Below are 16373 nucleotides of genomic sequence, written 5' to 3'. Positions count from 1 at the left end.
TTGTTTACAAATCATAATTTTAATTTTGCTTTGCCAAATTTAGTATGATTCTGTAAACAAGGGGCTTTTTCTTATATGAAGTATAAAAGCAATTGAAGGATATTTTACATAGAGTATATGTAAATAAGTGTTTAAGGTAAAAGGGGAGAGTTTAGAGCGTTTTCTTGCTGTATTGCTACTATATAGTGCTATACTGCTTCCATAATGATGGTTTTAAGGAGGCTTGAATGATGTTAGGAAAAAACTTTCTATTAAAAGGGACACCTTTGTTGTCTAAGTTAAGTCGTGTTGACAATGGGCAGAAAAATAGTATTTGGTATAGAGATTGGAAGCTTGTAGCTTGTTTAGGGGCACTAGGAATTTTGGTAACTGTGGGATCCTTTGGGCAGGTGCAGGCAGCAGATACAATTTCTACTGATAAGTTTTCTAATATTGTACATTCTGATACTGTGAATTCTGATGCCAAGGTTTCTGGTGGTATAGATTCTAATACTAAGATTGATAATGCTAAGGTTTCTAATAATAAAAAATTTCAGATCACTAGTGCTAATGTTAAGGCGGGCACCGAAGTATACTCTTTAGTTTTTAATTCTGAAGCATATGAGCTTCGAACATCTACGGTAAATGGGGAAACTATTTCGTATAGAGCGTATGAAAATATTCCGTATGTAGCTAAGCCTGTAGATGTAGGCTATCAATATATGAATATCTATATTCCAGAAGCTTATTATGAAAATGCTAGCCAAGGAAAGTATACGAAGGATACGGCACCTATATTCTTTCCTAATTCGGTAGGTGGGTATCGTCCAAGTCAAGCAAGTAAACCAGCTGTAGATAGAGAGGGGAACCCTAATGCCGTATTAATGGCTCTATCTAAAGGGCTTGTAGTAGCAGCGCCAGCTACAAGAGGTCGCTCTAATGAATCAGCTGACGGTACTTATATTGGGAAGGCCCCAGCTGTTATAGTTGACTTAAAAGCAGCTGTTGCGTATTTACACAGTAATGATGATGAAATGCCAGGAGATGCAAATAAAATTATTTCCAATGGCACGAGTGCAGGCGGTGCTGTGTCCTTATTGCTAGGTGCTAGTGGCAATTCATTGGACTATAATTCGTATTTATCAGAGTTAGGTGTGGCATCTTATGATACATCAATTTATGCTGTATCGGCTTATTGCCCAATAACTGATTTAGACCATGCAGATATGGCTTATGAATGGTCTTATAATGGTATAAATTCTTATGCTGGTATGGGTGGCATGCCTGGACAACAAGAGCCGCCAGATCCAACTTTAGGAAATGGTGGTGCTTTTGGTGGGGAGGAACAAACTGCTTCACCTAATTCAAAATTACCAGAGATGATGGCACCTAAAGCTGATAAGAATAAAAGTATTATACTAAAGCCAGACGCTATTGCTTATAGTAAAGTGTTAAAAGATAATTTCCCCCAATATATAAACAGTTTACAATTACAATCAAAAGAGGGAACGCCTTTAACTTTAGAAGCTGATGGAACTGGTACCTTTATGACCTATGCTAAGTCTTACATTATAGACAGTGCTTATAAAGCTAAATTAACAGGAACTGATATTAGTGATGTAAACTATTTAATATATGATTCTCAGGATAGCAGTAAAATAGTAGATGTTGATTGGGCAAAATACAACGCATCTGTAGGTCGCATGAAGGCACCAGGGGCTTTTGATGCTCGTGATAATTCATCGGGTGAAAATAATTTGTTTGGTACTACTACAATAGACAATCAACATTTTACTGCCATTGCTTCTATTCAAGGAGATGGCACATCGATTGCAGATTTTCAAACTATTAAAATGATGAATCCTTTAAATTATATTAGTCCATTGCATTTAGATGGCGTAAACTATAATCAAAACACAGCCAACTATTGGCGTATTCGCTATGGGGAACATGACAATAATACATCTATGGCTGTGCCTCTCATCGTTGCAACAAGATTGCAAAATTATGGATATAATGTAGATTTTGCGCTACCGTGGGGCATTGGGCATGCTGGTGATTATGATTTAGAGGAACTTTTTGACTGGATCGATCGCATTGTTTGAATTATTATGGATTTTATATGCTTGCTTTTTAGAAAAACTTTTTGTACTGTTATAAGTAGTATATTTTATGATGTTTAATACAATAACAGTGAGGTTTTTATGGATAATAAACCGGTAGTGGCATTGATGTATGATTTTGATAAGACGCTTTGCACAAAGGATATGCAGGAATATGGCTTTATTTCAGATTTAGGAATGGAGCCCTCAGAGTTTTGGAATAAGGCCAATTCGTTAGCAGCAGAACAGGAAATGGATGGCATTTTAGCCTATATGTACACGATGGTGGATACTTGCCGGAAGCGAGAGATTCGCATTACTAAAGAGAAGTTTAATGATTTAGGTAAGGCCATTGAGTTTTTTCCAGGCGTGTTGACCTGGTTTAAGCGTATGAATGAATATGCTGATTCACTAGGTTTGCAGCTAGAACATTATATTGTATCTTCTGGGGTAAAAGAAATTATTGAAGGGACGCCTATTAAGGAAGAATTCAAGAAGATTTATGCCTGTGAATTTATGTATGATTATAATGATTTAGTTGCTTGGCCTAAAGTGGCCGTTAACTATACAGGTAAGACGCAATTTTTGTTCCGTATAAATAAGGGTGTGCTTGATCTTACCCCAAATAGTGATGCGGAACTAAATCGTTATACCCCATCTGAGGAGCGACGTATACCATTCCGTAACATGGTGTACATTGGCGATGGCATTACGGATGTGCCTTGTATGAAGCTAGTTAAGGTGAATGGTGGACAATCCATTGCTGTGTATAATCCAGAAAAAGGAAAAGACACAGTTAAAAATCTAGTTAAAGACAATCGAGTTAATTTTATCAGCAAGGCTGACTACTCAGAGCATAGTGAAATAGATATCATTGTAAAGGCTATTTTAGATAAAATGGCTGCTGTGGAGGCTATGAGAAGCTTGGAGAAGTTTGTGTCTAAGTGATGAGATTAAGTTGGTGTTTTAAAATGAGTTTAGTACAAATAAATAAAAGTAAATAAAAGTAAATAAAATTTCATCAGGATGCCAATATATTGTAAAATGTATGAAACGGAAATATAAAATGTTTGAAACGGATATTTTGGCTTTGTTGGTAAGAGTTATAAGATTTATTATGTTTTGTACTGCTTACTACTATTTACTATTTGAAGCAATTTAAATAAATTAAAGAGTGCATTTTATAGCGATTATAGCTACTATTTTTTGAGTGAAACATTCACTTAAATTATAGTAGCTATTTTTTTATGTTTAAAATAAATTTTGTTTAAATTATGGATTATAGTTTTTGAAACAAAAAAATATTTACTGAAGTAAAAATAAAAGTATTGTAATTTATGTAAAGATGTTGTAAAATACAATTAATGAATAGTAAGGATGATATAAATGCATAGGAGGGGTGGTTGGTTTGGAACGAAAGCTTACGGCCGGAGAAAGGCTAGATAGATTACCAATATCTAGATGGCATTATCGTATGTTGGTGGTAATCGGTGCAGGACTATTTGTAGATGGTATAGACAATTACATGGGCGGTGCTGTGTTATCTGAATTAATTCAGATGGGCTGGTCGACTAATTACTTGAATGCAGCTTTTATATCATTTACTATGTTGGGTTTATTTTGTGGTAGCTTATTAACAGGCTATATTGGTGATAGATTTGGCCGAAAATTTGCCTACCAATTAAATTTATTAATCTTTGGTATTGCTGGTTTAATTGGTGCTTTTTCTCCTAATATGTATTTTCTTATAGCTTGTCGCTTTGTTATGGGGATAGGCTTAGGCGCAGAAATCATAGTAGGTTTTGGGATGTTTGCTGAAATGGTTCCTGCCAAAGTTCGGGGGAGATGGTCATCCTATTTATCTCTCATAGGTAATATGGCAGCACCTGTAGGAATGCTCTTATGTTATCTCATTATTCCAGCTTTTGGCTGGCGTGTTATGTTTTTCACAGGTGGTCTGCTGGCACTGTTAGTATGGTTTCCAAGACAACATATGCCAGAATCACCACGATGGCATGAAAGTAAAGGTCATCGCTTACAAGCGGATACTATTTTAGAATCAATTGAAAAAGAGATTGAAGCGGAAAAAGGAATTAAGTTAGATCCTTACACAAATGATCATGTGTTTGCTAAAGAACCAGTAGCAAAAAATACATTCGGATGGCTCGATTTATTTAAAGGTGAAGTCTTACGGCGAAATATTATTGCTTCAGTTTGTTTGGTGGCAATGAACACCTTGATTTACACCATAATCAACTGGTTACCAACTATATTTGTTCATCAAGGTATTAGTGTTACAAAGTCTGTTGGTATGGTTGCTCTTATGATGTTAGGTGCACCAGTAGGTGTTATTATATCCGCATATTTAGCGGATCGATTTGCTAGAAAATATGTAGCAGTCACTTTGCTGTTTCTCATCTCAGTCATGTGCTATATCTACTCAGCACAACGAGAAGATATACTCATTATGACAAGTGGCTTTGTTATGACAATATTAATTTACTTCTTTGTTTGTTTCGTATGTTCGGTGTATGTACCAGAATTATTCCCTACAGAAATACGTTTGCGTGGTATGGGATTTTCAAATGCAGTAGGACGTTTTAGCGCTGTAATTTCTCCGTATGTAGTAGCGTATCTAATTACAGACTATGGAACGGATAGCGTATTTCACGTATTAACAGGATTTTTACTGGTTTGTGCAGCCATTATATATTTCTTAGGCGTTGAAAGTCGCGGTAAATCATTGGAAGAGGTGAATGAGTATGCTGTGTTAAATAAATCCTAGTTAGTTAAATTTGAAGGACTTTATCTTAACAACTAGGTATATGACATACGTTTAGTAGGTCATATATGGTTATGATTATGTAAATGAAATTAATATACATGATGGATTTGCATAGTACATACATGTTTCAACTGTTTAATTAGTCAAAGGAGTTGGCAATTATGAAAGCATTAGCAAGATATGGTAAAAGTTTTGGTGGTTATCGTTTAATTGATGTTCCAGAACCAACATGTGGTCCTGAAGACATTATTATAGAGGTAAAAGCAGCGGCTATCTGTGGTGCTGATATGAAGCACTTCCGTGTAGAAAACGGTTCTGATGAATTTAACTCTATTCGTGGACATGAATTTGCTGGTGAAATTGTAAAAGTTGGCGAACAAGTAAAACATTGGAAAGTTGGTCAACGAATTGTATCCGACAATAGTGGTCATGTTTGTGGTGTTTGCCCATCTTGTGATAGTGCAGACTTCTTAACTTGCCGCAGCAAAGTTAACCTTGGCTTAGATAATAACCGTTGGGGCGGTGGCTTTACAAAATATTGCAAGATTCCAGGTGAAATCCTCCGTATCCATCCTCATGCAATTTGGGAAATTCCTGAGAATGTAAAATACGAAGAAGCTTGTGTAATGGATCCAATTTGTAATGCATATAAATCCATCGTACAACAATCTCACTTTATGCCAGGTCAAGACTGCGTTGTATTTGGTACAGGTCCTCTTGGTTTATTCTCAGTACAGATTGCTCGTTTAATGGGTGCTGTTAATATTATCATGGTAGGTCTTGAAGAAGACGTAAAAGTTCGCTTTGGTGTAGCGAAAGAATTAGGTGCTACTCACTGCATTAATGCATCTAAAGAAGATGTAGTAGCTCGTTGCCATGAAATTAGTGGTGGACGTGATAATATTAGCCTAGTTGTAGAATGTTCTGGTGCCAATATTGCATTAAAACAAGCTATCGAAATGGTACGTTCTAATGGCGAAATTGTACGTGTTGGTATGGGTTTCAAACCCCTTGATTTCTCTATCAATGCGATTACAGAGTGGAATATTAGCATTATTGGTCATATGGCATACGATGCAACATCTTGGAGAAATGCAATGCGCTTATTAGCTGATGGAAAAATTAAGGTACAACCAATGATTACACATCGCCTTGGCTTGTCTGAGTGGGAAAAAGGCTTCGAAGCTATGGCGGACAAAGAAGCTATCAAAGTTATCATGCATTACGATTTTGATGATAAATAATAATTTATAAATAAAGGATACAAATTATGACAGAACAAAAGAGACCGAATTGCGGAGCACGACTTGATCGACTGCCAGATAGTAGTTGGCATTGGTCGATGTTTGGGATGGTTGCCTTTGGATTATTAGTTTGTTGGAGTAATGCCATAGGGGGCCTTGTATTAGCACAATTAAAAGCATTGGGGTGGACTAATAATAGTATTAGTGCCATGTTCGTAGCATTAACTACAGCAGGTATGTTTTTAGGTGCTTTAGTAGGTGGTATTATTGGTGATAAAATTGGCCGTCGAAATGGTTTCATACTATTTGAAGCAATCCATATTATTTCGATGATTGCCGGTGCTTTATCTCCTAATATGACATTTTTAATCGTTTGTCGTTTTGTAATGGGTGTAGGCTTAGGGGCTTTATTAGTAACATTGTTCGCTGGTTTTACAGAATATATGCCAGCGAGAAATCGAGGTACTTGGTCAAGTAGAGTATCATTTATAGGCAACTGGTCTTATCCAATATGTTCGTTAATTGCCATGGGGATTGTGCTTGTTGTATCTCCAGAAATGAATTGGCGCGTTCAATTTGTTATTCCTTCCATTTTATCTTTAATTGCAACTGTAATTGCTTACAAGAAATTCCCTGAATCACCACGTTGGTTAGAGTCTAAAGGGCGCTATGAAGAGGCAGAAGCGATTATGTCTGATATTGAGCGCAAAGTGGAAGCCGCAACGGGGAAAAAACTTGAAGCAGTTTCAAATACAGTTGCAGTAGAGCAGCATCATTTACCATATAGTGCTTTATTTAAAGGAGCATTATTAAAGCGTGTTATCCTTGGCTCTATGGTATTAATTGCAATGAATGTTGTTCAGTATACTTTGATTAACTGGTTACCAACCTTATTTATGGCGCAGGGAATTAATTTAAAAGATTCCATTGTTTTAAATACTATGAGTATGTTTGGCGCTCCGACAGGTATTTTTATAGCCATGTTCATCATGGATAAATTACCTCGTAAAGTAATGGGCGTAGGATTACTAGTAGTTATTGCTATATTAGGTTATGTATACTCCTTACAAACAAGCATGATGATGATCAGCATTATGGGTTTCTTCCTCATCATTTTCGTGTACATGTTTGTATGTTATGCATCAGCAGTATATGTTCCAGAAATTTGGCCTACAGAAGCTAAGCTCAGAGGTTCTGGTTTAGCCAATGCAGTAGGGCGAGTGAGTGGCATTATTGCTCCTTATGTTGTAGCTACATTACTAGACTCCATGGGAGTTACTGGTGTATTTATGTTCTTAAGTGGTGTATCGATTGTGGTTGCTCTATCAATTGCCTTCTTAGGTATTGAAAGTCGAGGCGCTTCCGTAGAACAAATTAGTGTAGCAAAATAAACTATTTAGAACATGAAAGGCCTTGTTCTAATGGTAATAAGTTGAGTACTGAAAGTGGCCAATACAAAGATGACAATATGTTAGGACCACTTTTAGTACCGGCTTAATTTTAAAGAATTTAAATAGAGTTAGCCTGCTATAGAAATACGATTTATAGGTAGAAAGCAAGCTAATTGAGTAGTAAGAAAAGAGGCTGTGGCTATGAAAAATACAAAGGCAATTTTAAAAACTCCAGGCACAATGATTTTCAAAGAAGCAAATATTCCTGAGCCAAAAGGCGATGAAGTATTGATTAAAATTGAATATGTAGGTTTATGTGGCTCTGACGTACATGGGTTTGAATCTGGTCCATTTATTCCACCAAAAAATCCTAATCAAGAAATTGGTTTAGGTCATGAATGTGCAGGTACAATTGTTAAAGTTGGTCCAGACGTAAAACAGTTAAAAGTGGGCGATAGAGTTGCTGTAGAGCCAGGTGTTCCATGTGGTCAATGTCGTTTCTGTCGTGAAGGTCATTACAACATTTGTCCAGACGTAGATTTTATGGCAACTCAGCCAAATTATCGTGGCGCTTTAACTAATTACTTAGTGCATCCTGAAGCATATACATATAAATTACCTGATACGATGAGTACTATGGAAGGGTCCCTTATTGAGCCTGCTTCAGTAGGTATCCATGCAGCTATGATGGCTGATGTTAAACCAGGTATGAAAATTGTTATTCTTGGTGCAGGTTGCATTGGTTTAATGACTTTACAAGCATGTAAAGCATTAGGTGCTACACAGATTGTGGTTGTTGACGTTTTAGAAAAACGCTTACAATATGCTAAAAAATTGGGCGCAATGGAAGTGATTAATGGTAAAGCCGAAGATACTGTAGCGCGTACACATGAGATTTTAGGCGAACTGGGAGCTGATATTGTATTTGAAACTGCAGGATCAGCTATTACAGCAAGTCAAGCACCTCTCATTGTAATGCGTGGCGGTAAGATTATGATTGTTGGTACAATTCAAGGCGATACTCCAATTAACTTCTTAAAAATAAACCGTGAAGTTTCAATTCAGACGGTATTCCGCTATGCTAATCGTTACCCAGTGACTATTGATGCTATTGAGTCAGGCACCTTTGATGTGAAGTCAATGGTAACACATGTGTATGATTTTAAAGATACACAAAAAGCCTTTGAAGATTCAGTAAATTTAAAAGCCGAAATTATTAAAGCTGTTATTAAAATTGAAGATTAGTTAGACTTGCTATCTATGGAGCATCCCTTTATATCCTCGAACACTTTAGCTTTGTAGAGGGCGATGAAAACTAAAGGACAATTTGATAATGAATTTAAAAACATCGGATATGGTTAAAATAGTTAGGAGACGAGATTATGTTAGCAAATCTTAAATACTGGGAAGAAAAAGCGTTAGAAGGAAAATATGCAATTCCACATTTTAATGTATGGAATGCAGAGATGTTGATGGGGGTTATTGATGCAGCCGAAGAATTGCGCGCACCAATTATTATTTCCTTCGGTACAGGTTTTGTGGGTAATACATCATTTGAAGATTTTTCTCATATGATGGTATCCATGGCTAAAAAAGCGACTGTGCCAGTAATTACACATTGGGATCATGGTAGAAGTATGGAGATTGTACAAAATGCGTATAATCATGGTATGAACTCCATTATGCGTGATGCTTCTGCATATGATTTAGAAACCAATATTAAATTGACTAAAGAAGTAGTTGATTACTTCCATATGCGTGGTGTCCCTGTAGAGGCTGAGCTTGGTCATGTAGGTAATGAAACCGTATATGAAGAAGCTTTAGCTTCCTACATGTACACAAATCCAGATGAAGCAGCGGAATTTGTTGAACGCACAGGTTGTGACTCATTAGCTGTTGCTATCGGGAATCAGCATGGTGTATATACATCTGATCCTCAAATTAACTTTGATGTATTGAAACGAGTTCGTGATGCTGTTGATATTCCATTAGTACTTCATGGTGCGTCCGGTATTAGTGATGAAGATGTGCGCAAAGCTATTTCATTAGGTATTACAAAAGTAAATATTCATACCGAATTATGTCAAGCTGCAATGGATGCTATTCGTGAGAATACAGAAAATACCTTCTTAGAATTAGAACGTGCTGTTCGTCAAGCTGTAAAACAACGTGCTATGGAAAAAATTAAGTTATTTGGTACTGATGGAAAGGCTGATGAAGCATGATTGATGTTATTTGTGCAGGTGGTGCCATTGTAGATATATTATTACGACCTGTAGACAAAAATATATTTGATGCTGATTCGTATCCCTTAGATTCTATTGGCATGACCTTAGGTGGGGATGCACTTAATGAATCGACTATAATTTCTCGATTAGGTAAAAAAGTAGCCCTTATGGGCCTTGTTGGGCAAGATCCAGCAGGTACATTTATTCGTGAATCTTGTGAAAAAGAAGGAATTGATACACAATCTTTACTTTGCGATAGCCAAATTAATACATCTATTAATATTGGTCTGGTAGCGGATGATGGAGAGCGCACTTTTGTTACAAATCGAAATGGTAGCTTATGGAAGACTTGTATTGATCATATTGATATGAGTCGCTTTGGAGAAGCCAAAATACTGTCCTTAGCAAGTATTTTTAATTCACCTTTACTTGATGGTAAAAGCTTAGAAATTATATTTGCAAAAGCAAAGGCAGAAAATCTTATTATCTGCGCTGACATGATTAAACCAAGATTAGGTGAAACATTAGACGATATTAAAGGCTGCTTAAGCTTTGTAGATTATATATTCCCTAATTTTGAAGAAGCTAAGTTATTAACAGGTAAGAGTACAGCAGAAGATATTGCAGATACATTCCTTGCTTGCGGGGTTAAATATGTAGTATTAAAAACCGGTAGAGAGGGCTGCTTTATAAAAGGCTCTGGCGTGGCTGAATCGATTCCAGCTATTAAGGGAATCAAAGCCATTGATACTACTGGAGCAGGGGATAACTTTGCTTCTGGATTTATTACAGCACTTCTAGATGGAAAATCTATTCAAGAGTGTGCTAGATTCGCCAATGCTACTGCTGCAGTATCAGTACAAAGCTTAGGAGCTACTACAGGCGTACAAAATAGAGAACAGGTAGAGGAGTTATATAAATTATATAATTCATAATATAACTATAGGGAGGCAACACATGGATAAGATTAAGTTGGGTGCTTCAGATTTATATGTATCTCGTATGGGTCTAGGCACATGGTCAATTGGTGGTGGCCCAGCATGGGGTGGAGATAAAGATCGCCAAGAGTGTATCGATACAATTCAAGGAATTTTACCTTTAGGTATTAATTTAATTGATACTGCACCTGGCTATAACTTTGGCGAAAGTGAACGCATTGTGGGTGAAGCAATGCAGGGCATGAAACGAGAAGATATTATTCTAATTACCAAATGTGGCATAGTATGGGATAAAGAAGGTAGTTTATTCAACAAGGTTGGCGACATCCAATTATATAAAAACCTATCTAAGGAATCGATTAAGGAAGAAATTGAACAAAGTTTAGAACGCCTTCAATTAGATTATATCGATGTATATATGACACATTGGCAATCAGTTGAACCATATTTCACACCAATTTCTGAAACTATGGAAGCTTTAAATGAGTTAAAAGCTGCTGGTAAGATTAAAGCTATTGGGGCTGCTAATATTTCTCCAGAACAAATCAAAGAATACTTAAAATATGGAGAACTTGATATTGTTCAAGGTAAATATAGCGTATTAGACAGAGCGATTGAAGAAGATTTATTCCCTGTATGTAAAGAGTATGGAATTACCTTACAAGCATACTCTCCATTAGAGCAAGGTTTATTGTCTGGCACATTCCCAAGAGATTATAAACCGGTGGGGGCACAGTGCAATAAAAAATGGTTCCAACCTGATAAGATGCAAAAGGCTATGGATATGATGGATGCGTGGAAGCCATTATGTGAAAAGTATAAGTGCACTATACCAACACTTGCTTTAGCTTGGATTTTATCACAGGCTGACTTTATTACAATTTTAAATGGTGCTAATACAGTACCTCAACTCGAAGAAAATGCAAAAGCATTACAAGTTAAGCTATCTAAAGAAGATGCAGATTTAATGCGTGAGTTGGCTATTGCAGCGGATAAATAAAAAATATTTCAGCTAATATAAATAGAATTGTTATATTAGGTTGATATGCCTAGTTGCTATTGATATAATAGCTTTAGGACGACCTTATAAAGTCCGTTGTTCAAGGGAACAACGGATTTTATATGACTTGAAGGAGGGGCGCTTCATGCGTGGTAAAGATCGGATAGAGCGAATTATGGAAATTCTTCAAGACGAAAAGAGTGCCACGGTAACAGAGTTAAGTGAGCGCTTCGGAGTCACAGAAGAAACAATTCGTAGAGATTTAAACAAATTAGCAGATGAAGGTCATGTTACGAGAACTTATGGAGGGGCCGTACTGAGTAAAGCACCAGCTGTAGAGTCCAATCATTTTTACAAACGTATGGCAAGCTATGCGGATGAAAAGAGGGCCATTGCATTAAAGGTATTGCCTTTGCTTGAAAATAAACAAAGTATAGCAGCTGATTCCAGTACAACAGTATTGGAAGTGTTAAAATTATTAAAAGAGCGTCAAGATTTGACTGTATTAACAAACTCAACAGAAGCTCTTCGTGAATTAATGGATTCTAAAATGACCATCATGTCTACTGGCGGTATTTTTAATCCTCAAACTATGTCCTTACAAGGGATTGTAGCAACGCAGACGATTCACAATTATACATTTGATACCTTACTCATAAGTTGTGCTGGTTTAGATAAAGAACGGGGCGCTTTAGATTCTAATGAGTTTGAGGCAATTACTAAGCTAGCTATGTTGGAACAGGCTGAACAAGTTGTCATGTTGTTAGACCATAGCAAATTTGATAAACCTGCCTTTTTGAAACTAGCTGATTTTACTCATATTGATGTATTGGTTACAAACCAACGTCCTAGTGATGAGTGGATGCGTTTTTTTGAGGCTAATAATATTACGATTATTTATTAATGATATGGTTTCAAAATAGGCAGCTAATTTAGAGTAACTATAAACTGAATTAAAAAAACTAAAATAAAAGCTGAAACAACGGTATAGTCCGTTTGTTTCAGCTTTTTATATTCTAACTTATCAATAAAATAGTGATATGAGCGATGTAATGATATCTATTTTATCGGATTTAATAATTTTTCTTTGAGTTGATAGTACGCACTTGTGTAATAAGGTTTTAGCTGTGACTCTTGTAAGTCATTGCCAAAGGCACGGCGACTTATGACTATAATCGGAGGGCTTTGAATGCGCTTAGCTACAGCCATGCCGCTATGTAAATTCCACCAGCGTTCTAAATCATCTACGAACTGCTGAGGCGTATTAAAATAATGAGAAATAGATTGTGGAAGACTTAGTAACTCTTCTAACTGGCCGTGTATATAAGCTCTTATTATATCTTCTGGAGTTAGACGATTCCAAGGTTCGACAAAGGCTTGAAACAATCGATCATGGTACTCATACTGAAGTGGGTCGCCCTGACCTTTGGTTATATCTTGCTGGTCTGATAGTTCTGCACTAGGGATAATATCTATGGAGCCTTGAGGGATGACTTCGCGTTTATATACTTCACGATTGAGGTAATTAGCTAACGCATAGACTTGATGTTTCCATAAGTCGCCAGTAGCTGCTAAAAATCCTGCTAGGTCACCATATAGGGTGGCGTAGCCAATGGAGAACTCCGTTTTATTACCATTGCAAGTAAACGCACCCCCTACAGCAGCGGCAATGCCTGCTAATATGCGTGATGAACGATCACGGGCTTGAATATTTTCCTTTACAAAATCTGATATTGTTAAGCGTTCCTCTTTGTCTGCACTTGTAAAGGTGAGCTCACTTAATTGTGTAGTAGTTAGTGTTAAGCTATCTTCTACAGGGCATATTGCATAAGGGCAGCCTAAATTATGAGCTAAGTCATGGGCTAAGTCTTTGGTCATAGAGGAATTGAAGCGTGATGGCATATTAACTAAATATACATTATGAGGCCCTAGGATGTGAGCATATAATGCGGCATTAAGAGCTGAATCAATGCCCCCTGATACGCCAATGACAACCTTTTTAATACCTGTTTGGCTTAAGAATGTGCTAATGCCATAGTGTAGGGCTTTGAAAATTTCGGCACTTGTATCTTGCTGCTCTGAGGTAGATGAAGTTGTATTTCGGGATTTCAAGAGGCCTGTAGAAGGTGATTTGGCAAGTAATTCCTTAGACTTGTCTGCAATTGATTGATTAGTCATATCTGCAAGCGATGGATTAGTCGTATCTGCAAGTGCTTGATTAGCTGTAGCTGTAAGTAATTCACTAGGCGTATCAGAAGTAGACTCATTCGACTGCGTAGGCAATATAACGGTTTTAATAGCTGCTTCAAAGGCAGGTAGCTGTTCTTTTATATGTCCTTTTTCATCATAGAATGTCGATTGACCATCAAACGTACATAGAGATTTGCCATTATTTTGTAGACCTACGGAATTAATATAAAAGATAGGTGTATGTAATTCTTTGGCACGTTTGGTAAAGAGTCGATGACGTCGTTCATTTTTGCCTAGTGTAAATGGAGAGGCAGAAATATTTATATAGGCCTGAATTGGCTGATTTAGATTTATACTTATTTCTTCTAATAAAGCAGTTGGTGAGATGCTATAATTGTCATCCCAGCTATCCTCACAGAGTAGCGGTGCTATAGTAAAATCATTGCCATGGCCGTCTTTTATGGTTAATACACTCAATAATTCTTTAACTGGAATTTGCTGTTCAAAGGCTAGAGCCTGTAAATCTGTGAAATAGCGGGCCTCATTGAAGAAGCGATAATTAGGCGATAAAGTTTTAATAAAGAATGGAAACTTTCCATGATGTGGAGTGACTAATTTCTTATGTTGTGCACAGTAAATGGCATTAAATTTACGGCGCCGTCCATCAGGATTGGTATTTGACTCATCAATGCCAACATTGCCATAAATAATGGCCATGGAGTCAGATGCGTTGATAATCTCTTCACCTAGTTGGAGGCATTCGTTAACAAAGGCATTTTGCTCCCAAAGGTCACCAATTAAATAGCCGCTGAGGGCTAACTCTGGAAGTATTAGTACGTCAATGCGCAAGGCTTTAGCATATTGGATAGTGTTTAAAATAGTTTCGAGATTTTTGCGCGGATTACCAGGGACGATTTCAATTTGCCCCATGCCGATTCGTATCATACAACCTCCTGAAAGTTCGTAATAGTATATGAGTGGGTTAATACAAAATCTATTCCTATGATTGGCGCGTTAATTTAGCTTTTACACGTGGAATATCCGTAATAAAGAAGGTTGCTATAAGGGCTAACCAACAAATAGGATTTAGGGTAAGCCATGCGTCTTGCAAGGTGTAAATATCGGCTAATTTACCGATGAGAGGGGCAATAATACCACCTAAGGTAATGCCAAGACCTAAGGTTATGCCAGAGGCAAAGCCAATATTTTTATTTAAATACACTTGCCCTAAAATAACAATAGGACTGTACTGAGAGAATACGCCAAAGCTAAGTGGTATTAATAAAGCCATAGATAGCCAGTAGGAATCGCTAAGCGTAAAGGCTAACATAAGGGGCACTAAGCTGATGTAACAATAGCGAATGACCTTAACATAGCCGATGCGATCCGCCAAGGTGCCACCTAATAAAGTGACAATGACGCCACTTACAAAGAAGGCGCTTAAAGCAAAGTTACCAGATGCGGTGCTTTGCATAAGATGACTTATCCAATAAATAGGAATGAATGTATTTAATACGGAGAACACAATGGAGCGAGCCGCTATGATAACGAAAAGAATATTGAAACTTTTCCAGTCGTTTTGCGCAGAACCAATGCGTGTTTTAGCAGCTGCATGTTGACGCTCTTTTACTAGTTTATACGGTTTTGTATATAAGTAGATACCACAGAGAACTAAGGCCATAATTGTGAAAATAATTAGGCTCTTAGGGCCCCAAATGTACGCCGTACTACCTAATATAGGCCCTATAGCAAAGCCTGCTTGGCCACCTACTGAAAAATACCCCATAACTTTACCTTTGTTGGCTCCTGAAAGGGCATTTACCCAGCGTGCTGCTTCTGGATGGAATAAGGCGGATCCAAAGCCTGCAATGAGGGAACAAATTAATAAGGCTTCATAGCTATTTACAAAGCCTAGAGAGGTAATGCTGAGGCCGCAAATTAAGATGCCAAGGGGAATACTTTGCCAAAAGGTGCGTTTATCGGCTAAATATCCAAAGAATGGTTGCGCTACTGAAGCAAAGGCTGTATTACAGAATATAATAATGGCGGCTTGTTCATAAGTTAAATTATAAGTAGAAATAAATAAGGGCAGTAAAGCAGGGAGTGAGCCTTGCGCCGTGTCATTGACCATGTGACAAATGGCAGGAAAATACTCTGAACTTCGTTTTACACTAGGTTGTGTTATTGGCTCTTGCATTATATTAGTATCCATAGAGACCTCCAGGATTAGTATTTATAAAGAAAAGTACTTAGTTTATTATTTGTATAATAACATAATTTTATTGTAACAGATTTTACAAATATGAATAGGGAATTTTACAATAATATCTGCAATATAGTCCACAATATATAATACATTTTTGAAAACTGGAGACAGGCAACACTAATATAAGTAGAGGGACTACAGTAATTTAGGCGTTTTGACCAGCTCGTGAGTTCTTCTGTATAATAATTGTTAGAAGTTAGAAGTTAGAAGTTAGAAGTTAGAAGTTAGAAGTTAGAAGTTAGAAGTTAGA

General features: G+C 37.0%; 12 protein-coding genes. 10 read left to right on the top strand and 2 right to left on the bottom strand.

Features of this window, described 5'->3' with window-relative positions:
- Positions 1–227 precede the first annotated feature (227 nt).
- The 10 genes from QZR90_RS07835 to QZR90_RS07790 all read left to right on the top strand — a co-directional run bounded on the left by QZR90_RS07835 (position 228) and on the right by QZR90_RS07790 (position 12571).
- The gene (locus tag QZR90_RS07835) at positions 228–2084 is read left to right on the top strand and encodes a subtype B tannase (RefSeq protein WP_295790514.1); all 1857 of its coding nucleotides are present in this window, start codon (positions 228–230) and stop codon (positions 2082–2084) included.
- Between the two features lie 99 nt (positions 2085–2183).
- A complete protein-coding gene (locus QZR90_RS07830) occupies positions 2184–3029 on the top strand; it encodes an HAD family hydrolase (RefSeq protein ID WP_295790512.1) in 846 nt (281 codons plus the stop codon).
- Between the two features lie 460 nt (positions 3030–3489).
- On the top strand, positions 3490–4866 hold the full coding sequence (locus tag QZR90_RS07825) for an MFS transporter (RefSeq protein ID WP_295790510.1): 1377 nt from the start codon (positions 3490–3492) through the stop codon (positions 4864–4866).
- 161 nt (positions 4867–5027) lie between these two features.
- Positions 5028–6110, top strand: a complete 1083-nt coding sequence (locus QZR90_RS07820; protein WP_295790508.1) for a zinc-binding dehydrogenase — start codon at positions 5028–5030, stop codon at positions 6108–6110.
- Between the two features lie 26 nt (positions 6111–6136).
- Positions 6137–7501: an MFS transporter gene (locus tag QZR90_RS07815; protein WP_295790506.1), complete on the top strand. Its 1365-nt coding sequence runs from the start codon at positions 6137–6139 to the stop codon at positions 7499–7501.
- A 201-nt stretch (positions 7502–7702) separates the two neighbouring features.
- Positions 7703–8746: an NAD(P)-dependent alcohol dehydrogenase gene (locus tag QZR90_RS07810; RefSeq protein WP_295790505.1), complete on the top strand. Its 1044-nt coding sequence runs from the start codon at positions 7703–7705 to the stop codon at positions 8744–8746.
- 137 nt (positions 8747–8883) lie between these two features.
- Positions 8884–9726, top strand: a complete 843-nt coding sequence (locus QZR90_RS07805) for a ketose-bisphosphate aldolase (protein ID WP_295790503.1) — start codon at positions 8884–8886, stop codon at positions 9724–9726.
- Entirely contained in the window at positions 9723–10664 is a 942-nt protein-coding gene (locus tag QZR90_RS07800; protein ID WP_295790501.1) for a carbohydrate kinase family protein, read from the top strand. The genes QZR90_RS07805 and QZR90_RS07800 overlap by 4 nt, the downstream gene beginning before the upstream one ends.
- A 22-nt stretch (positions 10665–10686) precedes the next feature.
- Positions 10687–11667, top strand: a complete 981-nt coding sequence (locus QZR90_RS07795) for an aldo/keto reductase (protein WP_295790499.1) — start codon at positions 10687–10689, stop codon at positions 11665–11667.
- Between the two features lie 145 nt (positions 11668–11812).
- On the top strand, positions 11813–12571 hold the full coding sequence (locus tag QZR90_RS07790) for a DeoR/GlpR family DNA-binding transcription regulator (protein WP_295790497.1): 759 nt from the start codon (positions 11813–11815) through the stop codon (positions 12569–12571).
- A gap of 155 nt (positions 12572–12726) precedes the next feature.
- Here QZR90_RS07790 and nadE read toward each other — a convergent pair whose 3' ends face one another.
- Both nadE and QZR90_RS07780 read right to left on the bottom strand, forming a co-directional pair.
- Positions 12727–14802 (bottom strand): NAD(+) synthase, encoded by a 2076-nt coding sequence (gene nadE / locus QZR90_RS07785; RefSeq protein WP_295790495.1) that lies wholly within the window; start codon positions 14800–14802, stop codon positions 12727–12729.
- Between the two features lie 55 nt (positions 14803–14857).
- Positions 14858–16069, bottom strand: coding sequence for an MFS transporter (locus tag QZR90_RS07780; protein ID WP_295790493.1), 1212 nt, complete (start codon positions 16067–16069; stop codon positions 14858–14860).
- Between the last annotated feature and the right edge of the window lie 304 nt (positions 16070–16373).

The sequence above is a fragment of the uncultured Veillonella sp. genome, assembly GCF_900545795.1.
Taxonomy (GTDB): domain Bacteria; phylum Bacillota; class Negativicutes; order Veillonellales; family Veillonellaceae; genus Veillonella_A.
Note: the sequence above shows the minus strand (reverse complement) of the source record. Positions and strands in the feature narration are given on the sequence as shown.